Source organism: Accumulibacter sp., assembly GCF_036625275.1.
GTDB lineage: Bacteria > Pseudomonadota > Gammaproteobacteria > Burkholderiales > Rhodocyclaceae > Accumulibacter.
Genome location: NZ_JAZKUD010000086.1, coordinates 1 through 17,525, shown reverse-complemented (window position 1 = coordinate 17,525; position 17,525 = coordinate 1). Strand labels below are relative to the sequence as shown.

Below are 17,525 nucleotides of genomic sequence, written 5' to 3'. Positions count from 1 at the left end.
GTTGTACGCGGCGCACAATCCACAGCTCAAAGCCGGCGTCGCCTGGTATGGACGACTCGTCGGCCAGGCCAGCGAACTGACCCCGAAGCAGCCGATCGACGTCGCCGGCAAGCTGAACGCGCCAGTGGTCGGGCTTTATGGAGGAATCGATCAGGGCATCCCGATCGAAACCGTCGACCAGATGAGCGAGGCGCTCGCCAGCGCCGCCAATCCGGCCAGCAAGGCATCGACAATCCATGTTTATGACCAGGCGCCGCATGCCTTTCATGCGGACTATCGACCGAGCTACCGCAAGGACGAGGCTGAGGATGGCTGGCGCCGCCTGCAGGCGTGGTTCCGGCAGCACGGCGTCTGATGTGCTCGGCGACCTTTCTCGCCCCCAGGTCGATCATCGGCGAAACCACGATCAGACGCCATACCTCTCGCTCAGGCGCGAGCCGGCCAACGCAGCACGCCGGTCGCCAGCGCGGTTCCCAGAACGACGATGACGCCGCCGACGAGCATGCCGGCAGCAAGCCTTTCGCCGAGGAACAGGCTGCCCCAGAGGACGCCGAAGAGCGGGATAAGGAAGGTCACCGTCACCGCGCGCGAAGCGCCGACGTTGGCAATCAGGCGGAAGAAAAGCAGAAAGGCGAGCGCGGTGCAGCCGACGCCGAGAACGATGGCCGCCGACCAGGCCATCAAGCCGGGCTGCACGGTCGGCCAGAACCAGACGGCGAAGGGCAGCAGGAGCACGGCGGCAACAATCTGCGAACCGGCGGCGCTGACCAGCGCCGGCACGCCGCCCAGGAGACGCCGGGTCAGGTTGGCGGCAAAGCCGTAGGACAACGTCGCCAGCAGCATGGCGACGATCGCCCAGCCGCTGCCGCCGGGCTTGAAATCGGCCTGGTCAGCGGCGAGCAAGAGCACGCCGGCGAAACCGACGACCAGACCGGCAGCGCGAGAAATGCCGAGGCGTTCGCCTAGCCAGAGCGCGCCGATCATCGCAGTAAAGATCGGTACCGTGGCATTGAGTATCGACGCCAGACCCGCCGTGATCGACAACATCGCCCAGGCAATCAGCACGAAAGGCAGCGCCGATCCGAAAACGCCCATCAGCGCGATACCGAAGGCGTGCTCGCGTAGCGCCCTGCCTTGCCGGCGCAGGATCAGCAAGGGCGCCAGACACCCCGCGGCGATCGCGACGCGCAGCCAGATCAGCGGCAGCGGACCAAACGCCGGCGCGGCATAGCGCATGAACAGGAAGGAGCCACCCCACAGCGCGGCCAGCAGAATCAGGTCACTCAGATCGCGTAGTCTCATCGGGTAGCACTTCCTGGCCTGGCCCGGCGAGTTCCCCGCCGCAGGGTGAAAAGGATCCGGAGCATATTACCCGGCATCACGCCTGCGCAAGCGTGAATCGCTCCTGCTGTTGTTGCTCGTGCCGCTCGCCGCCTGCGGCCGGCATGCCCTTGCGGCCCGCCGTGGCCCGCTGCGCACTGGGTGCGCCGCCTTCGTGGCGCTGCCAGACGCGCCGAAAATCGCGCGCCGAGGCAAAACCCGCGAGCTCGGCGACGCGCCCGATCGACAGTTGACGGTCGGCGAGCAGTTCGCGCGCCCGCGCCACCCGCAGCCGCTGCTGATAGCCAACGACGCTGATGCCGGCATGCTCGGCAAAGAGCCGCGCCAGATGGCGGGCGCTGACGTGCGCCTGCCCCGCCAGTTCCTCGAGCGACCAGGAACGAGCGGGATCCACCGCTATGGCGTCCTGTGCGCGATGGACCGCCGGGTGGAGATGGTTGCGGTGAGCGAGCCACGGGGAAAGCTGCGGCTCGTGCCCACCACGGCGTTGATAGACGACCTGCCGTCGCGCGACGCGGGCAGCGATCGCGACCCCGGCGTGCCGCTCGATCAGATACAGCGCGAGATCAATGCCGGTCGTGATACCCGCGCTGGTGAGTACCCGCCCGTCTTCGACAAAAATCCGGTTCTCCTCGACCTTCGCCGCCGGTGCCGCGACCCGCAGGGCTTCGATCAGACTGTGGTGTGTGGTGCACCGCCGGCCGTCGAGCAGACCCGCCGCGGCCAGGAGCAGCGCACCGGAACAGATGCTCGCCACCTGCGTATCCGGCTGCAGCGCGCCGCGCAGCCAGGCCACCACGGCCTGCGCCTCGGGCCGCGCGTAGTCCTCCGCCTCGCAGGCATTGCCGGTCACGATCACCAGGCTGTTGCGCGGCAGTTGCATCGGCAGGCCTGCCAGTCCGAGAAGTTCCACTCCCAGTGAAGTCCGCAGGCGCGGCACCGGCCCACAGGAGTGGACCGCCAGGTCGCCACCCATCTCGGCGGCCATGCGCATGGCCTCAGCCGGCCCGGCATAGTCGAGCATCAACACGTTGGGGGTCAGCACGAACCACACCGAGAGCGTCACGGTCGTGCTCTCGCCCAGGCCAGCAGCCGAGTAGCGAACAGATTCACCGCCAGACCGAGCATCAGCAGCGCACCGCCGACGAGATGCACCGGCCGCAGTGCCTCGTCAAACACCAGCCAGCCGGTCGTCAGCCCGACCACCGGCACCAGGAGGCTGAACGGCGCCACCTGGTTGGCCGGATAACGCGACAGCAGACGCGTCCACAAGCCATAGCCGAGTAGCGTCGCTGCCCAGGCGAGATAGGCTACCGCGGCAAACGAACGCCAATTGAAACCGGTCAGCGCCTCGGCCATCGCCGGCCGCCCCTCGATCAGCAAGGACAACGCGAGAAACGGCAGCGGCGGCACCAGACTCGCCCAGACGACAAAGGCGAGCTGGTTGATCGGACCGCAGCGCGCAACGGCACGGGTCACGATATTGCCAGCGGCCCACATCGAAGCGGCAGCGATGGTCAGCAGAAATCCCGTCAGCGGCATCGACAGACCGTGCGCCGAACCGATCAACCCCAGACCGCAGGCCGCCAGCACAAGCCCCGCGAGCTGGCTGCGGCGCCAGCCTTCGCGCAGCCAAAGCGCGGCGAAGAGCATGGTGAAGAAAGCCTGCGATTGCAGCACCAGCGACGCCAGCCCCGAGGGCATGCCGAGGTGAATGGCTGAAAACAGGAAGGCAAACTGACCGACCGAAATGGTCATCCCGTACGCCAGGTAAAGGCGCCAGGGCACTTTCGGCGGTCGCAGCAGGAACACCGCCGGAAAGGCCGCCAGCAGGAAGCGCAAGGCGCCAAGCAAGAGCGGAGGCACCTCGGCGACACCGGTCTTGATCACCGCGAAGTTGAGGCCCCAGACGACGACCACCAGCAGCGCCAGAGCCAGGTCGACTGGCCGCATGCGCTCAGACCGGTACGGTCGCAACCAGCCCGGCGAGCCGGCTATCGCTGGTGCAGGGCCGGAAAACGCGCCGCGTCGAAGCCGGCGACGTGGCCAGCTTGTCCACCGGGCGAATCGGTCGCCACAGCAGTTCACCGCCGCAGTTCGGGCAACGGCAGGCGAGTATCGTAGTCGCGCAGTCGGCGCAGAAGGTGCATTCGAACGAGCAGATCATCGCTTGTGGCGAGCCGGGCGGCAGATCGCGATCGCAGCATTCGCAGTTCGGGCGCAGTTCAAGCATTCTCGTCTCCCAGGCCGGCCAGGCAGCCGTCGACACTGACGATGCGCGCGAAGCGCCCGGCCAGCACAAGTTCGCTATGCGCCTTGATCTCCTCTGTTGAGTAGATGCGACCCGTCGCCGGATGCGTCATCGGGAAGGTCAGCGTTGCTTCGCTGACGAAATCGATCGCGTAACCAATGTCGCAGCCGACCCGCGTCGTCGTCTCGCAGCACTGTTCGGTGCGGATGCCGGCGACGATCAGGTGATCGATACCGCGGCGGCGCAGCCACAGATCGAGACCGGTGTCGGAGAAGGCGTTGTGCGCGTGCTTGAAGAAGCATGCCGCAGGCGAACCCGGCAGCCACTCGAGCGCCCGCACGTATCCTGATGCCTCGGTAAACGGCCCCGCCTGACCGACGTGGAAAATGTGCACCACCGGCACGCCGCGCTGGCGACAGCCCGCGTCAAGCCGGAGCAAGGCGGCCCTGAAGTCAGGCAGGTCGCTCTCCGACCAGAAAGGCATGTGGCGGAACGATTCCTGAACGTCAATCACGATCAGAGCCGAGCGCCGAACGCTGGCGTTGTCATTTACGGACATTTCGGGACCTCACTGGTTTTGTCATGACCGGATGATAGACGCCTTAAACAAGAGAAGCCATACCTCAAGTGGACAAGAAAGGGACAAAATCCGCCGTGACATTCTCGTGCTTCACCGGTGCCACTACGGTGCGCAGCGCTCCTGCGATCCTGCCTGCGCGGCACCTCGTGTCGGGCCTTCGTCGCCGACGCCAAGCTGCGCATTGCCCGGTCTGGCGCCTTTTGCTACCCCGATGTGATGGTGACCTGCAACCCTCGCCATCTCACCATTGGCGACGACGACCAGGTGGTCGAGGCACCGAAAGCAATGACCAGCCTGGCGAAACCGGCGGCGGCGAACTCGTCGGATGTTGGGAGGATGATGTTCAGGAACAGTGTTAGCTCGACATGATGACGAAATCCTCGCCCGACCGCCGATCGGGGTGCAAGGGGTTGTCGGTCACGATCAGCACCATACCGGGATGCATGCTCTTCTTCATCGCCGCCCGGAAGGCTTCGCTGGCCTGCAGCCGGGCAGGCACGACCTCATCCGACGGATTGCCGCCGACATAGCTGAGGCCCGGTTTTTCGTGATGGCTGATGGCGTGCCAGGATAGCCCCTTGCCCACTTCATCCGTGCCCCGCAGGATGAAGACATGCGAACCGATTTCCTTGGCGTCACCCTTGATGGTCACGGATCCCTGGGCGATCAGTTTGCTGTTCTCGATCAGCTCGATCTTGCGATCGGCCGTCGAGGCGATGACCGTCGTCACGGGATACTCGGCGGTCTCGTCCCAGTCGGCGGGATGACGCTTCTCCGTCAGGCTATTGACGGCGAACTCGAGCTCGTCCCCGGCGTCGGCGCCCAGCACCAGGCCAGGATGCGTCAACTCCCAGGGATCGCTGTGCGAACCGGCGATGATCACCGGCGTGCCGATGTGCGTCACTGCCCAGAGCTTTTCCGAGAAGTCCATCGGCAGGCGGACGCAGCCATGCGAGGCCGGATAGCCGGGAAGGTTGCCGGCATGCAGCGCGACCCCGTCCCAGGTCAGACGATTCATGTTGGGCATCGGGGCGTTGTTGTAGGTTTTCGAGTGATGGTCCTTGTCCTTCTGGAGCACGGTGAACACGCCGGTCGGCGTCTCGTGGCCCGGCTTGCCGGTCGAACAGGTGGCAACGGCAATCCGGATGCCGTTGCGGTAAACGTGCACCCGCTGTTGCGGAATCGAGACGACCACCGCCACCGCTCCCTTCGGCGAACGTTCCGGATGCCAGGTAAACTCGCCGGGCTTAAGCGCAGCAATCTCCTTGACCACTTCTGTCGCCCAGGAAGCGGACACGGCAAAAAGTGGCGACGAGGCAAGCGCGGCGAGTTTCAGGATGGCGGTTCGGCGGTCGTTGGCTGGTTTCATCTGTCGTCCTCGAAAAGTGCGCACCGCCTGCAACTCGGGTTGATGCCCGAAAGCTTCCCCTGCGGTTCGCCGCGCGGAATTTATACGAGGTCAGTGGCCAGGGTCAAGGCATCGTCACGCGCGGGAGTACTGGATACCCCTCGTCGGCACCAGCACGGCGTGAGCCGGACCCTGCTCGGGAGGCCCTGATCACTTTGTCCTCGATGTAGCAGGCGCAATGGGCCAGCCTGCTGGCGCGCTGCCGGCGGCGACGTCAGTCGCCGCCGCAACCACCGCCACTGCAACCGTCACCTGCCGAACCGTCGCCATCGCCGCCGCTACAACCGCCGCCGCAGCCGATATGGCCGGCGCAGAAGCCGGTCCCGGCACCGGCCTGCGCCGCCGCGAGGCAGTCGAGCTGATAGACGAAGCCACCGGCAATGCCGAGCATGGCGTCGAGCGCGAAAAGCAGCGGCAGCGACTGCGGCGCTTTCGGATCGATCCCGTCGCGTTGGCAGGCCAGCCGCCAGGCGCGCTTGATGCCATCCTGAGCGTCGGTTGGTGAGCGCATCGCTGCGGCAGGCGTGTGGTGCAGGAAGCGACCGAGTCCTCGTTCGCAGAACTGCTGATACTGGCGGGTGAACAGGATGAACTCGTGCCAGGCATCATCGACCACCTGCGAAGGCATCGCCACCAGGCGCTTCCTGGATTCGCGGCAGAGCTGGAAATACTCGCGCAAGCCATCGAATACCAGCTCCCGCTGCGCCTCGCTCAGCTCAGGCCGACGCGCGGCCAGACGCCGGTCAAGAAACTTCGCGTAAGGGTAGCGATCGATGAAGCCTTCGCGCTTCCTGATCAGCGCACGCCACCAGACGATTGCCGCGGCAATCAGCCCGATCAACATCAGCAAGATCACCAGCTTGATCAATTCCGCTCTCCGCTCACGGCTTCAAACCGTGCTGAAGCACAGGTACTTGATCTCGAGATACTCATCGATGCCGTGCCGGGAGCCTTCGCGGCCGATGCCGGACTGCTTGACGCCACCAAAGGGCGCGACCTCGTTGGAGATCAGGCCGGTATTGATGCCGACCATGCCGTATTCCAGCGCCTCGCCGACGCGCAGGCAGCGCGCGATATCGCGCGCATAGAAATAGGCCGCAAGGCCGAACTCGGTGTCGTTGGCCATGGCGACCGCCTCAGCCTCCTCCGCGAAGCGGAACACCGGCGCCACCGGCCCGAACGTCTCCTCGCGCGCCACCCGCATTGCCGGCGTCACGTCGGCGAGCACCGTCGGCTCGAAGAAGGTGCCGCCGTGCACGTGGCGGCGGCCGCCAGTGAGTACGCGCGCGCCCTTGCCCACGGCGTCAGCAATGTGCGCCTCGACCTTCGCCAGCGCCGCCGCGTCGATCAGTGGCCCCTGTGCGACGCCCTCCTCGCTGCCTGGCCCGACCTTGAGCGACTGCACGCGCCTGGCCAGTTGCTCGACGAAGTGGTCGTAAACGCCGTCCTGGACCAGCAGCCGGTTGGCACAGACACAGGTCTGGCCGGTGTTGCGATACTTGGCAATGATCGCCCCCTCGACCGCCGCCGCGACATCCGCGTCGTCAAAAACGATGAACGGTGCGTTGCCGCCGAGTTCGAGCGAGAGTTTCTTGATCGTCGGCGCGCACTGCGCCATCAGCAGCCGGCCGACTTCGGTCGAACCGGTGAACGAGAGCTTGCGCACCACCGGGCTGGCGGTCAATGCGCCACCGATTGCCAGCGGATCGCCGGTCAGCACGTTGAAGACGCCGGCCGGCAGACCGGCATCCTCGGCCAGCAGCGCCAGCGCCAGCGCCGTCAGCGGCGTCTGCTCGGCCGGCTTGACCACCACCGTGCAACCGGCTGCCAGCGCCGGCGCGACCTTGCGCGTGATCATCGCCAGCGGGAAGTTCCACGGGGTAATCGCGGCACAGACGCCGACCGGCTGCCGGATGGTCAGCAAGCGCCGATCGCTCGCAGGGCTGGGGATCGACTCGCCGTAGACCCGTTTGCCCTCCTCGGCGAACCACTCGACAAAGGAAGCGCCATAAGCGACCTCACCACGCGCTTCGGCGATCGGCTTGCCGCATTCGGCGGTAATCAGTTGCGCCAGATCCTCGGTGCTGGCGACGATCAGTTCGTACCAGCGGCGCAGCCCGGCCGCCCGCTCCTTGGCCGTCTTCGCCTGCCACGCCGGCAAGGCTGCTGCCGCGCCAGCGATCGCCCGTGCCGTCTCGGCCGCCGTCATCAGTGGCACCTCGGCCAGCTTCCCGCCGCTCGCCGGGTCGCTCACGGCAAAGCTGCGCCCATCGTCGGCGGCCAGCCAGCGACCATCCAGGTAACACAGTGTGCGCAGCAGGCGCGGATCGGCAAGACGCATGACGTTTCCCCCGAAAATCTCCAAAGCGGCAGTTTATACTGTGTACCATGCGTGTCCACCTGTTGATCGCCTGCACCGTCTCGCTGCTGCTGGCCGCCTGCGCCAGCCAGCCGCCGGTACCCGCGCGCCCGACACAGGAGCATTCCGATCGCCCGGCCGGCAGCGAGAAAGCCCACGACGTGGTGATCTTTGCGCTCGGCCTGATCGACACCGGTTACCGCTTCGGCGGCAAGAACCCCGAAGCCGGCCTCGACTGCAGCGGCATGGTGTCGTACATCTACGGCCGCGCGGCTGGCATCAAGGTCAGTGGCAGCGCCGCAGACATCGCCCGCCGCGGGCGCCCGATCGAGCGCGGCGGCCTGCGTCCGGGCGACCTCGTCTTCTTCAACACCCGCAACGCCCCTTTCTCGCACGTCGGCATCTACATCGGCGACAAGCGTTTCGTGCACGCGCCGTCGGGCAGCGGCCGGATACGCATCGACGATCTCGATGCCCGCTACTACGCGCAACGTTTCGAGACCGCCCGGACCCTCTTCGACTAGGTCCGGGCCAGTCAGTCCTGGCGCAGTTCGACGCGCCCCTCGAAAACCCGTACCCGGTCGCCCTTGCTCACCACTGGCTCGTCGTACTGCTCAATGAAGGCGTAGGTGCCATCCTCGTAACGCACGGTGACGACGTACGTAGTCACCGGCGCGTTGGCGTGGCGCGCATCCTCGACGGCGCTGCCAGTCCCGATGATCGGCGCCGTCACGAGGCTGGGCGCGATCGCCGGCGCCGGACTCCGCGGCCGCGGTCCCTCATGCGTCTGGCTGCGAATCGCCGTCACCACGCCGCAGTGCTCGCAGGGTCCGCTGCGCTCCTCCTCGATCAACTCGCGATAGTCATCCTGGCTGCTCGGCAGCTTCAGGTGGCTCTGCGCCAGAGACAGAGGGGTCAGGGCGACCGCGAGCCCGATGGCTACCAGTATTCTTGCGCGCTGCATGATGGAACTCCTTGAAGGGCCTTTGACGGTATCCGCGAGGTGGCCAGCCAGGCTGAGCCGATGCGTGATGTTAGCATTGCTCAAGGGTCGCGGAGAACAAGGGGAGTCGGCAGGAGGACTGGTACGGCCGGTAATTCCAGCGGCTTTCGTTGCCGTAGCACAGCCAGTTCCTGGTCGAGCAACGGCGCCCAGAAAGTAGTCCGGCAGCCATTCTTCAGTCTGCGGGAGTACTTTCGTAATCGCTCTGCGCCAACTCAGGAAGCACTGCTTGCCGGCCCGAACACTGCCAAAGTACAGTGCCATTATGGCGCATCAGAGATCTTCATGATGTAGATCAACTGGGCATAGGGGGGAAGAGACGAATCCGCCTGAATACCATGCGCGTGATTCGGATGCACCTGGTTGTATGCGCCCCCTCCTCCTCCGTGCGCTTGCCAATAAGTGCCGTTCTGATCGGTTGCTCCCTTGTGGTTATGAGTCTCCGCGCCGCCGGTCACGACCGCCTGTCTCCATTCGCTGGTGCCACGAATGAAACGGCCACGCAGATCGGGTGTCCCGTTGGTGCCGTCACAGATCGCCCATCCGGACGGTGGGATAATCTTGCCTTCCTTGACGCGGTACGGCGTCGGGTGCCAGGCCATCACCGCTCCAGTCGGAATCGATGCCTTGATCGCCTCGCGCAACTCGGCGATGACCGCGTCCAGAGCGGTGCCCGACATTGTCAGGGCAGAGCCGTCGCCGATGAACCGCTGTGCCCGGGCGGTCCCGGCAACATCCAGGGCCGCAGCGGGTGCGGTAGTGCCGATGCCGACCCGGCCGTTCTGGTCGATATAGAGCGCCTCGCCGCCCTCGGCCAAGGCGGCCTGGGAGAAGCAGGCAATGATGGCCACGAGCAGCGGGACAGCACGCCTCAGCGCGCCAAGCGGCAAGGTGGCTGGTGAAGGGATGCTCAAGAGTCTCCTCCTTTTCGTTGCCTTCAGTCGATGATGGTAAGCTCGCAAGTCCGGTTTGCATTCACCTGTCCGTTCCAAACCAGCAATTGCATGCCTTTTTCTTTGTCGCCCTGGTCCACAAACCGGTCATATTTTCCGTCCGTAAGAAAGCAAGTATTCCAGAGGTTGAAGGCATGCTCGGTCGCCCCATTGCCATCGACGCCCGTTGCACCAGCCGCAGCCGTTTCGCTCGCCCGCCACTGGCCGTCAGTGGCAGAGTAATAAAACGTGAAGAAGACGGACCCACCTGCCGTCTGACCGTCGCCAGCCCAGTGCGTGGCGGCCAGCCGGATCTGGCAGCCGTCCGCATCGGCGCACAGGGCGAGCAAGGTATCCATCGGGATGGTCCTGGTTCTGCCGGCGTACTTCCGCGCGGTCAACGACAGATGATAGCGGGGTGAGATCTCGTAGGACGCTTCCGGCTCGTCGTCCCTCTGGTAGCGCGCGCGGGAGTTCAGCATGCCATCGACCCGGGCATCCCCCGCGACGTGGAGGTTGCCCCCCAGGTGGCCGTTGCCGCGAGCATCGAATTGGCTCGAAATCGGGGTCTCGCCGCCGACAATGAGCGAGCCCTTGGTGTGGACGTCCCCGGCGACGTCGAGCGTACCGTTGATCCTGGCGTTACCGCCGACGTCGAGGGTTTTTCCGATTCTGCCGTCTCCGCCGATGTCGAGCGCACCCGTGACTGGAGCGTCCCCCTCGACCCCAAGCGTGCCCTTGATGCGGGCGTTCCCGTCCACATCGAGCCTCGTCTCCGGCTTGCTCGTTCCGATGCCGACCCGTCCGGCCTGGTCGATGAACAGCGCCTCCGCCGCGCCCTGGGCACGGAGCGGCCCGGTCGCCAGCAGCGCGACCGAGGCAACGGCAGTAAGGGCAAGCGCCGTGCCCGTTGCAACCAGGCGGCGGCTCGCCTTTTGCAGGGATTCCGGGCTCATCCCTTAGCGATCCTGGCAAGCAAGCCTGTCGACCATTCGATGTTCCTCCGAAGTATGGGAAATCCAACGGCACCCTTGAGAGCATATGAGCCCCCACCAAGCGGCGTCAGTTCCAAATCTTATTCCATGAGCTTCGAAAGGGCAAAAAGCCATCCGAATCCCGCCTCGCCCAGTGCCATCGGCCAGGAACTGCTGCAACTGTTCGGCGTTCCGGTCAATGTGCTGACGCGTGGAGCGTTGCCCAGGAAGCTCAGAGCCACCGTTCTTGCTGAGGCGTTGCCCGCATGAACGGTAACCAACAACGGCTGGCGGACTATGTGAGGCACATCCTGGAAGCCAGCGGCGTATCGACAGCTATACCGAGGACATGGGTGGAGCGTCGTTCATGGTGAACCAGATGGCGCAGGACGCTTTACTCCGCAACTTCGCGGTCATCGGCGAGGCCAGCCACAAAATCGAGACGCACTATCGCGGCTTCCCGGCAGATCACCCCAAATTGCCGCTGACCTTCGCCTACCAGATGCGAAACACCGTGGGGCACGGCTACTTCAAAGCCGATCTGGAAATCGTCCGGAGGACGATCCACAGGGACCTTCCCAGGCTATAACAGCACAGCTGCGGGCACTGGCAGAGACCTGGCGGGCGGCATTGCGGGGCTCAAGGCACTGCATTTTCGTCGGCCGCAGAGTGAACAGGTGCCGAATCAGGATACGATAAGGGCAGCACTCTGCTTCTGGTCTTCGGCCTTCAATCGGCAAAGCCGCTGCATGGACAGTCTGCTCAAGGTCGGCGGCGAGCGATCCTCCGGAAAGCCTCCCCTGACCATCAGGAACCACGCTTTCCTCCGACCGGTCGACAAGGTGATCATGGACCCCAAATCCTTCGTTTATTCCGCGGTACTGCTGCTCATCGTCGCCTCGATCGCCGTCGCCGTCTTCCGCCACTTCGGTCTGGGTTCGATTCTCGGCCTGCTGGTCACCGGCATCATCGTCGGGCCGCATACACCGGGGCCCTTCGTCACCACCCAGGTGGACGACGTACGCCATTTCACCGAACTCGGCGTCGTGCTGCTGCTGTTCCTGATCGGCCTGGAGATGAAGCCGCGCCGCCTGTGGGAGCTACGGCGAACGCTGTTCGGACTCGGGTCGCTGCAGATCGTCGTTTCGACCCTGGTCATTGCCCTGTATCTCAAGCTGTTCCTGCCAAACTGGTCGGCCGCTCTGCTCGTCGGCGCCAGCTTCGCGCTGTCGTCCACCGCCTTCGTCATCCAGATGCTCAGGGATCAGGGCGAGATTGCCAGCCGCCATGGCCAGACGGCCTTCGCCATCCTGTTGATGCAGGACCTCGCGGTCGTGCCGCTGCTCGCCCTGGTGCCGATCCTAGCCGATAGCGGACCGCTGCCCAGGGAGATGCCGCTGGTGAAGCAGGTCGCGGGAGCGATCGCGATGGTCGCCCTGGTGATCGTCACCGGCCGCTACCTGGTACCACGGCTGCTCGATTACCTGGCCAGAAGGAACAACCGCGAGGCGTTCTTCCTCGCCGCCATGGCCGCCGTCTTCGCTGCCGCCTGGGCGATGGACCTTGCCGGCATGTCGATGGCACTGGGCGCCTTCCTGATGGGCATGATGCTCTCGACCTCGCGCTATAGCCTGCAGATCGAGGCCACGCTGGAGCCGCACAAGGGCTTGCTGATGAGTCTCTTCTTCGTCGCCGTCGGCATGTCGGTGGACGTCGCCGCGCTGGCGCAGCGCCCGTTGCAGTTCGCCCTGCATGTCCTGGCGATCATCAGCATCAAGGTGGCGATCCTCTATGTCCTCTGCATCATCTTCGGCACTGGCCGCAGTACGGCTTGGCGCGTGGCGTTCATGCTTTCCCAGGGTGGCGAGTTCGCTTTCGTCGTCTTCGGAGCCGCCAAGGCGCTCGGCGTGATCGATGACCTGATCTTCGTCATGGCCGTCGCGGTCATCTCGCTGACCATGCTGCTGACGCCCGTTCTGGTCAGGCTCGGCAACTGGCTGGCAACGCGACGGGTCGAAGAAGCGCCCGTCATTCACGAACGCTTTCGCTATTCGGCGAACGGCGACGAATCCGCAGCGCGCGTGGTGATCGGCGGCTACGGCCGCGTCGGCCATACGGTCGGCACCATCCTGGCCAGCAGCGGCATCCCTTACATCGCCTTCGAGACCGATGCCGCACTGGTCGCCAAGTGGCGCAGCGAGGGTCACCCCCTGTTTTATGGTGATATCGGTGACCCGGAACTGCTCGCCACCGGAGCGCTGCAACGGGTCGACCTGGTCGTGCTGACGATCGACGACCAGGCGGTCGCCGTTCGTGCCGCGGCAATGATCCGCTCGCACGCGCCGCAGGTGACCATCGTCGCCCGCGCGCGCGACCTGGTGAGCTGCGACGCCCTGCTGCGGGCGGGGGTCAACACGGCCTTCCCCGAGGCCCTCGAAGCGAGCCTGCGCCTGGCGGCGGAAACCCTGCAGGCACTGGGCATCTCCACCGACGAAACCAACCTGCTGCTGCACGGCGTGCGGCGCGCAGATTACGCCCTGGTACGCTACGGACCGGAGGGTGCCCCCGCATGGAGAACACCCGCCAAGGACTGACCGTCGCTGACACCTTGCGAGGTCATCGACCGCGGGTGGCAACGCGAGAAGGGTTGGACCTGCCCGGCGCGAGCAGTTGTTGTCAGCAGCCAGCTGGCCTGGACCGCAGGGAAGCAGGCAACGGCAGCCAAAAGCGCGCTAATATTGATCCGTTCATCCTGCCTCCAGAACCGCCGGTCACATGCTGCACGCCATTCCCATCCGTTATGTCGAACCCGTCTTCCGCCCACCGAGCGAGGCACAATCGCTGATCCTGCCGGTGACCGACGGTTGCTCGTGGAATCACTGCACATTCTGCGAGATGTACACAGCGCCGCAGAAACATTTCCGGGCACGCGACGAAGCCGAGGTCCTGGAAAGCATCCGCCTCACCGGCAAACGCTTCGGCAGCGAAATCCGGCGGGTCTTCCTGGCCGACGGCGATGCCTTGGTGCTGCCGACGCGTCGCCTGCTCAATATCCTCAACGGCATTCGCGCCCACCTGCCCGCGGTGCGCCGCGTATCGAGCTACTGCCTGCCACGCAACCTGCGCCGGAAATCGGTCGACGAACTCAGCGAGCTGGCCGCCGCCGGCCTGTCGATCGCCTACGTCGGCGCCGAGTCGGGCGATGACGAAGTGCTGCAACGGGTCAACAAGGGCGAAACCTTCGCCTCGACCATCGAAGCGCTCGACAAGCTGGGCGCCGCCGGCATCACCCGCTCGGTGATGATTCTGAACGGCCTCGGTGGCCCGCAGCTTTCCCTGCGCCACGCCGAGAACTCGGCGCGGCTGGCGAATGCGACCCAACCCGAATATCTGGCGACGCTGGTGGTCAGCTTTCCGCTCGGCGAGGAGCGTTTCCGCGCCGGCTTTCCGGACTGGCGACCGCTCGACCAGCGCGAGCTGTTCATCGAAATGGAGCGCTTTCTCGAACGCCTCGAGCTCGAACGAACGGTCTTTCGCAGCGATCATGCGTCCAACTGGCTGGTGCTCAAGGGGACGCTCGGCGCCGACAAGGAGCGCCTGCTGCTGCAGGTGCGACAGGCAATCGCCCACCCGGAAGCGACGCCGCTGCGACCGGCCTGGGCACGGGGCCTGTAATTGGCTGCCGATTACCAGCGCTGCGCCGAGCTGATCCGCCGGGCCGACGGCCTACTGGTCACCGCCGGCGCCGGCATCGGCGTCGATTCCGGCCTGCCTGACTTCCGCGGACCGCAGGGCTTCTGGGGCGTGTACCCGGCGCTCGGCCGGGCACGCATCGCCTTCGAGCAGATCGCGAATCCAGCCGCCTTCGCCAGGCATCCCCGCCTGGCCTGGGGTTTCTATGGCCATCGGCTCAATCTCTACCGGCATACGATCCCGCACGACGGCTTTCGCATCCTGCGCCGAATCGGCGAGGAGCTGCCGCAGGGTGCATTCGTGTTCACCAGCAACGTCGACGGCCAGTTCCAGAAAGCGGGTTTCGCCGGCGAGCTCGTCGCCGAGTGCCACGGCTCGATCCATCACCTGCAGTGCCTCGACGGCTGCCATGATGGCATCTGGCCTGCCGATGGCTTCCAGCCCGAGCTTGACGAGGAGGCGTGCCTGCTCCGCTCCGAATTCCCGCTCTGCCCCCGCTGCCGGGGAATTGCCCGGCCAAACATCCTGATGTTCGGTGACTGGGGCTGGACAGCAGCGCGCAGCGAAACCCAGGAAGCGCGCCTGCACGCCTGGCTGCAACAGGTCAGGCACTTGCTGGTCATCGAGGTCGGTGCCGGCACCAATATCCCGACCGTACGCAGGCTGGGTGAACGCCTGCAGGGACAGTTGATCCGCATCAACCCGACCGAGCCGGAACTGCCGCCGGGCAGGGGCGTGTCGATTGCTGCGGGAGGCCTCGCCGCCCTGCGCGCGATTGACGCGTACCTGGTATAGGATTTCTGCCCCGCGTTGACCGCAACGTCAGACGAATCAAAGTCCCGCATGCGTGGCCCAGAACGTCGCCGGAGCGACGATCGGGTAGCGTTCAGCCATATCGCCAGCAAGTCCTTGTCACAGGTAATGAGGTGGTTGGCGCCCGATATCTTGAGTACGGCAAGCAAAGTGCCCAGGACGGGCCGATCATCGAAGTCACGTAAGTCAGGCTCCTGACCTGGCAGCGGTTCGATGACTTCGACTTGCATGGCAAGCGCATCGACCAGATCGTTGATCTCCACCGATGCCAAACCATGGCGGTGTGCCATGCGTGGCAGCACGCGTCGCTACTCGTCGAGGATATCGGAGGAAAGCAATACGTCGACCGAACCGTGACGCCACGCAGCGACGATCTTGCCCGGCCCACTTGCCGGGGAAGCAATCCCCGAAAGCAGCACTCCTGTATTTCGGGGCACACGCCGGCAGGGATTCCGAGTTGTCGGCTCCGGGCGGGGCTTTCTCCGCCTTCGCTGATTCTGCCGGCGGCTCAGGCAGCGTGGGTGCCAAACCACAAGCGATCAGGGCCCAGAGCAGGACGACAGGAAGGGCGTTCCTCATCATCGTCGAAGCCCGGGCAGGATATCAGGATCAGCGCCCCTCGCCACAGGGCAGGGCCTTCCTTCATCGTGCCGGCCTGTGCGCTGCAGAAGGCGACTTCGCCATTCGTCCCCGTCTTGCCACGCCGATCCTCTGGCGCGCGAAGACCAGGACGAGCGGCCACATGAACTCGTTCCAGAACTGGCCGTACGCGAAGAACGCCTTCGACCAGTCGTCGGAGCTGACGGCGCAACGCCTCGCCGCGCTTCGCCGGCCGTCTCGATCAGTAGCCCTTGCCCTCCCGGAGCCGCGGCGCACGCGCGGGCATCAGGCATGGCAGCCATGTTGGCTCACTCAGAGGTACAAGGGTCGCCGTCGTGCAAAGCGAATGTCCACAGCAGGAGCAGCAACGGCCGTCCGAAGTTGGTGAAGTGCAACGACCGCAACGCGCCGATGGCTGCCAGAAGCCAGACAAATCTGAACCACTGTGTCAATCTGATCCGGCCGTTCGCACTCAGTTCGAGCTGCTGCTCGTCTGGCTGGCCGCTCCAAGCCATGGGCGGTCACTGCTTCTTTCGTGGTCGGCTGTCGGCAACCGGCCCAGGACAGACACTGGCGCTTCGTCGGCCGGGGTCGGCAGTCGAGTGGGCAGCGGACACCCGCCCTGCCCTTGAGTTAAAGATACTGTCCCCGGAATTCCTGTGAACGCATGGCCGAGAACGCCCGCGAGCTGGGGCTGGACTACTGACATGCTGACATGGCGGGTCATGCGCGCTACACGGCCTTGCTGGACGCGTGCGCGCTTCATCCGATGGCGATGGCCGATGCCCTGATGCGCTTGGCCAGCGCCGGCCTGTATGCGGCCAAGTGGTCCCGGACGATCGAGTCCGAGTGGATCGCGTCGATCGGAGAGCGGCGCCCCGATCTGACGGGCAAGCTCGCTTATCGCCGTGATCAGATGCGCGAGGCGGTGCCGGACTGGGAGGTCGAGGAACGGGCCTGGCAGTCGCTGGCCGGCGGCCTGAAGCTGCCAGATCCCGATGACGTCCAGGTGCTTGCCGCGGCACTTGCGGGACATGCCGACTGCATCGTCACGGCAAACGTCCGGGACTTCCCACTCGATGTGGTCGGGCCGCTGGGCATCGAGATCATCCACCCCGACCAGTTCATCGTCGCGCAGTGGGACCTCGACCAGCTCGTAGCAGTGGCTGCCCTTAAGCGCATGCGCGCACGATGGAAGAAGCCGGAGGCGACGGCGGAAGACTTTGCGGCGGCGCTTGAGCGCGCAGGCTTGCGTGCCACCGCGCAACGACTGAGGGAGGCCGCCGAGCTGATCTCGCGGCGTGGCTATCGATGCACGGAGGGGTTCCGCCATCCGAACCCTTGGATGCGAGAGATCGCCAGTCCGCGGCTCGACCCCCCGAATCACCTTGCGGCTCAAAGCACATCAGGGAGACAACGAGAACATGCTGCTCAACCACCTGCCCATCACGCCTTCAGCAGAGCAGGCCTTGCGCGTGCTGACTACGGGGCCGATGGCGAGCCGGTTTCCCTCGCTGGTGTAGGCTGCGCGGTAGGTATTGCAGCCGCTGCTACCGTGAACCTGGCCCTGG

The 17,525-nt window shown here is 65.3% G+C and carries 21 protein-coding genes and 1 pseudogene; 8 read left to right on the top strand and 14 right to left on the bottom strand.

The window, feature by feature from the left end; all coding sequences use genetic code 11:
* Positions 1-355: dienelactone hydrolase family protein (locus V5B39_RS18475; RefSeq protein WP_332344334.1), on the top strand; the 355-nt coding region annotated here is incomplete at its 5' end.
* 71 nt (positions 356-426) lie between these two features.
* Here V5B39_RS18475 and V5B39_RS18470 read toward each other — a convergent pair.
* From V5B39_RS18470 to V5B39_RS18450, 5 genes are all read right to left on the bottom strand, one after another.
* Entirely contained in the window at positions 427-1,302 is an 876-nt protein-coding gene (locus V5B39_RS18470) for a DMT family transporter (RefSeq protein WP_332344333.1), read from the bottom strand.
* 76 nt (positions 1,303-1,378) lie between these two features.
* On the bottom strand, positions 1,379-2,365 hold the full coding sequence (locus tag V5B39_RS18465; RefSeq protein WP_332344337.1) for a GlxA family transcriptional regulator: 987 nt from the start codon (positions 2,363-2,365) through the stop codon (positions 1,379-1,381).
* Positions 2,366-2,403: 38 nt separating this feature from the next.
* Positions 2,404-3,294, bottom strand: coding sequence for an EamA family transporter (locus V5B39_RS18460; protein ID WP_332344332.1), 891 nt, complete (start codon positions 3,292-3,294; stop codon positions 2,404-2,406).
* A 4-nt stretch (positions 3,295-3,298) separates the two neighbouring features.
* The gene (locus tag V5B39_RS18455) at positions 3,299-3,574 is read right to left on the bottom strand and encodes a DUF1272 domain-containing protein (RefSeq protein WP_332344331.1); all 276 of its coding nucleotides are present in this window, start codon (positions 3,572-3,574) and stop codon (positions 3,299-3,301) included.
* Positions 3,567-4,151 carry an isochorismatase family protein gene (locus V5B39_RS18450; protein ID WP_332344330.1) on the bottom strand — a complete coding sequence of 195 codons (585 nt, stop codon included), beginning with the start codon at positions 4,149-4,151 and terminating at the stop codon, positions 3,567-3,569. The genes V5B39_RS18455 and V5B39_RS18450 overlap by 8 nt, the downstream gene beginning before the upstream one ends.
* Positions 4,152-4,268: 117 nt before the next feature.
* Here V5B39_RS18450 and V5B39_RS18445 point away from each other — a divergent pair, with 117 nt between their 5' ends.
* The gene (locus V5B39_RS18445) at positions 4,269-4,541 is read left to right on the top strand and encodes a Uma2 family endonuclease (protein WP_332344329.1); all 273 of its coding nucleotides are present in this window, start codon (positions 4,269-4,271) and stop codon (positions 4,539-4,541) included.
* Here V5B39_RS18445 and V5B39_RS18440 read toward each other — a convergent pair.
* The 3 genes from V5B39_RS18440 to V5B39_RS18430 all read right to left on the bottom strand — a co-directional run bounded on the left by V5B39_RS18440 (position 4,528) and on the right by V5B39_RS18430 (position 7,921).
* Entirely contained in the window at positions 4,528-5,541 is a 1,014-nt protein-coding gene (locus tag V5B39_RS18440) for a L,D-transpeptidase (RefSeq protein ID WP_332344328.1), read from the bottom strand. The genes V5B39_RS18445 and V5B39_RS18440 overlap by 14 nt on opposite strands.
* Before the next feature lie 253 nt (positions 5,542-5,794).
* Positions 5,795-6,448, bottom strand: a complete 654-nt coding sequence (locus tag V5B39_RS18435; RefSeq protein ID WP_434735725.1) for a glycine-rich domain-containing protein — start codon at positions 6,446-6,448, stop codon at positions 5,795-5,797.
* A gap of 21 nt (positions 6,449-6,469) precedes the next feature.
* Positions 6,470-7,921 (bottom strand): NAD-dependent succinate-semialdehyde dehydrogenase, encoded by a 1,452-nt coding sequence (locus tag V5B39_RS18430; RefSeq protein ID WP_332344327.1) that lies wholly within the window; start codon positions 7,919-7,921, stop codon positions 6,470-6,472.
* Between the two features lie 47 nt (positions 7,922-7,968).
* Here V5B39_RS18430 and V5B39_RS18425 point away from each other — a divergent pair, with 47 nt between their 5' ends.
* The gene (locus tag V5B39_RS18425; RefSeq protein WP_332344326.1) at positions 7,969-8,463 is read left to right on the top strand and encodes a C40 family peptidase; all 495 of its coding nucleotides are present in this window, start codon (positions 7,969-7,971) and stop codon (positions 8,461-8,463) included.
* Positions 8,464-8,474: 11 nt separating this feature from the next.
* On the opposite strand, the gene V5B39_RS18420 is transcribed toward V5B39_RS18425, so the two are convergent.
* From V5B39_RS18420 to V5B39_RS18410, 3 genes are all read right to left on the bottom strand, one after another.
* Positions 8,475-8,903 (bottom strand): hypothetical protein, encoded by a 429-nt coding sequence (locus V5B39_RS18420; protein ID WP_332344325.1) that lies wholly within the window; start codon positions 8,901-8,903, stop codon positions 8,475-8,477.
* A 302-nt stretch (positions 8,904-9,205) separates the two neighbouring features.
* Positions 9,206-9,856, bottom strand: coding sequence for a hypothetical protein (locus V5B39_RS18415; protein ID WP_332344324.1), 651 nt, complete (start codon positions 9,854-9,856; stop codon positions 9,206-9,208).
* Between the two features lie 23 nt (positions 9,857-9,879).
* Positions 9,880-10,830: a polymer-forming cytoskeletal protein gene (locus V5B39_RS18410; protein ID WP_332344323.1), complete on the bottom strand. Its 951-nt coding sequence runs from the start codon at positions 10,828-10,830 to the stop codon at positions 9,880-9,882.
* A 126-nt stretch (positions 10,831-10,956) separates the two neighbouring features.
* Between V5B39_RS18410 and V5B39_RS18405 the strand changes: the two genes are divergently transcribed.
* The 5 genes from V5B39_RS18405 to V5B39_RS18385 all read left to right on the top strand — a co-directional run bounded on the left by V5B39_RS18405 (position 10,957) and on the right by V5B39_RS18385 (position 15,336).
* Complete coding sequence (locus V5B39_RS18405) at positions 10,957-11,118, top strand: hypothetical protein (protein ID WP_434735724.1); 162 nt, start codon at positions 10,957-10,959, stop codon at positions 11,116-11,118.
* 97 nt (positions 11,119-11,215) lie between these two features.
* Positions 11,216-11,437: a HepT-like ribonuclease domain-containing protein gene (locus V5B39_RS18400; RefSeq protein WP_332344322.1), complete on the top strand. Its 222-nt coding sequence runs from the start codon at positions 11,216-11,218 to the stop codon at positions 11,435-11,437.
* 160 nt (positions 11,438-11,597) lie between these two features.
* Positions 11,598-13,442, top strand: coding sequence for a cation:proton antiporter domain-containing protein (locus V5B39_RS18395; protein ID WP_332344321.1), 1,845 nt, complete (start codon positions 11,598-11,600; stop codon positions 13,440-13,442).
* Between the two features lie 181 nt (positions 13,443-13,623).
* Positions 13,624-14,523, top strand: a complete 900-nt coding sequence (locus V5B39_RS18390) for a radical SAM protein (protein ID WP_332344320.1) — start codon at positions 13,624-13,626, stop codon at positions 14,521-14,523.
* Positions 14,524-15,336, top strand: coding sequence for an SIR2 family NAD-dependent protein deacylase (locus tag V5B39_RS18385; RefSeq protein ID WP_332344319.1), 813 nt, complete (start codon positions 14,524-14,526; stop codon positions 15,334-15,336). It abuts the gene before it with no gap.
* Between the two features lie 36 nt (positions 15,337-15,372).
* Here the strand turns inward: V5B39_RS18385 and V5B39_RS18380 are convergent.
* From V5B39_RS18380 to V5B39_RS18370, 3 genes and pseudogenes are all read right to left on the bottom strand, one after another.
* Positions 15,373-15,791: pseudogene (locus V5B39_RS18380) on the bottom strand (putative toxin-antitoxin system toxin component, PIN family).
* A gap of 635 nt (positions 15,792-16,426) precedes the next feature.
* The gene (locus tag V5B39_RS22260; protein ID WP_434735723.1) at positions 16,427-17,287 is read right to left on the bottom strand and encodes a hypothetical protein; all 861 of its coding nucleotides are present in this window, start codon (positions 17,285-17,287) and stop codon (positions 16,427-16,429) included.
* A gap of 72 nt (positions 17,288-17,359) precedes the next feature.
* The coding region (locus tag V5B39_RS18370; RefSeq protein ID WP_332344335.1) for an META domain-containing protein at positions 17,360-17,525 on the bottom strand (166 nt) is incomplete at its 5' end.

Excerpts from the sequence above, each read along its gene's own strand:
- V5B39_RS18440 (WP_332344328.1), bottom strand. The coding sequence starts at position 5,541 with ATGAAACCAGCCAACGACCGCCGAACCGCCATCCTGAAACTCGCCGCG.
- V5B39_RS18470 (WP_332344333.1), bottom strand. The coding sequence starts at position 1,302 with ATGAGACTACGCGATCTGAGTGACCTGATTCTGCTGGCCGCGCTGTGG.
- V5B39_RS18390 (WP_332344320.1), top strand. The coding sequence starts at position 13,624 with ATGCTGCACGCCATTCCCATCCGTTATGTCGAACCCGTCTTCCGCCCA.
- V5B39_RS18395 (WP_332344321.1), top strand. The coding sequence starts at position 11,598 with ATGGACAGTCTGCTCAAGGTCGGCGGCGAGCGATCCTCCGGAAAGCCT.
- V5B39_RS18425 (WP_332344326.1), top strand. The coding sequence starts at position 7,969 with ATGCGTGTCCACCTGTTGATCGCCTGCACCGTCTCGCTGCTGCTGGCC.
- V5B39_RS22260 (WP_434735723.1), bottom strand. The coding sequence starts at position 17,287 with ATGGCGGAACCCCTCCGTGCATCGATAGCCACGCCGCGAGATCAGCTC.
- V5B39_RS18450 (WP_332344330.1), bottom strand. The coding sequence starts at position 4,151 with ATGTCCGTAAATGACAACGCCAGCGTTCGGCGCTCGGCTCTGATCGTG.
- V5B39_RS18455 (WP_332344331.1), bottom strand. The coding sequence starts at position 3,574 with ATGCTTGAACTGCGCCCGAACTGCGAATGCTGCGATCGCGATCTGCCG.
- V5B39_RS18410 (WP_332344323.1), bottom strand. The coding sequence starts at position 10,830 with ATGAGCCCGGAATCCCTGCAAAAGGCGAGCCGCCGCCTGGTTGCAACG.
- V5B39_RS18460 (WP_332344332.1), bottom strand. The coding sequence starts at position 3,294 with ATGCGGCCAGTCGACCTGGCTCTGGCGCTGCTGGTGGTCGTCGTCTGG.
- V5B39_RS18465 (WP_332344337.1), bottom strand. The coding sequence starts at position 2,365 with ATGCTCGACTATGCCGGGCCGGCTGAGGCCATGCGCATGGCCGCCGAG.
- V5B39_RS18430 (WP_332344327.1), bottom strand. The coding sequence starts at position 7,921 with ATGCGTCTTGCCGATCCGCGCCTGCTGCGCACACTGTGTTACCTGGAT.
- V5B39_RS18420 (WP_332344325.1), bottom strand. The coding sequence starts at position 8,903 with ATGCAGCGCGCAAGAATACTGGTAGCCATCGGGCTCGCGGTCGCCCTG.
- V5B39_RS18405 (WP_434735724.1), top strand. The coding sequence starts at position 10,957 with ATGAGCTTCGAAAGGGCAAAAAGCCATCCGAATCCCGCCTCGCCCAGT.
- V5B39_RS18400 (WP_332344322.1), top strand. The coding sequence starts at position 11,216 with ATGGTGAACCAGATGGCGCAGGACGCTTTACTCCGCAACTTCGCGGTC.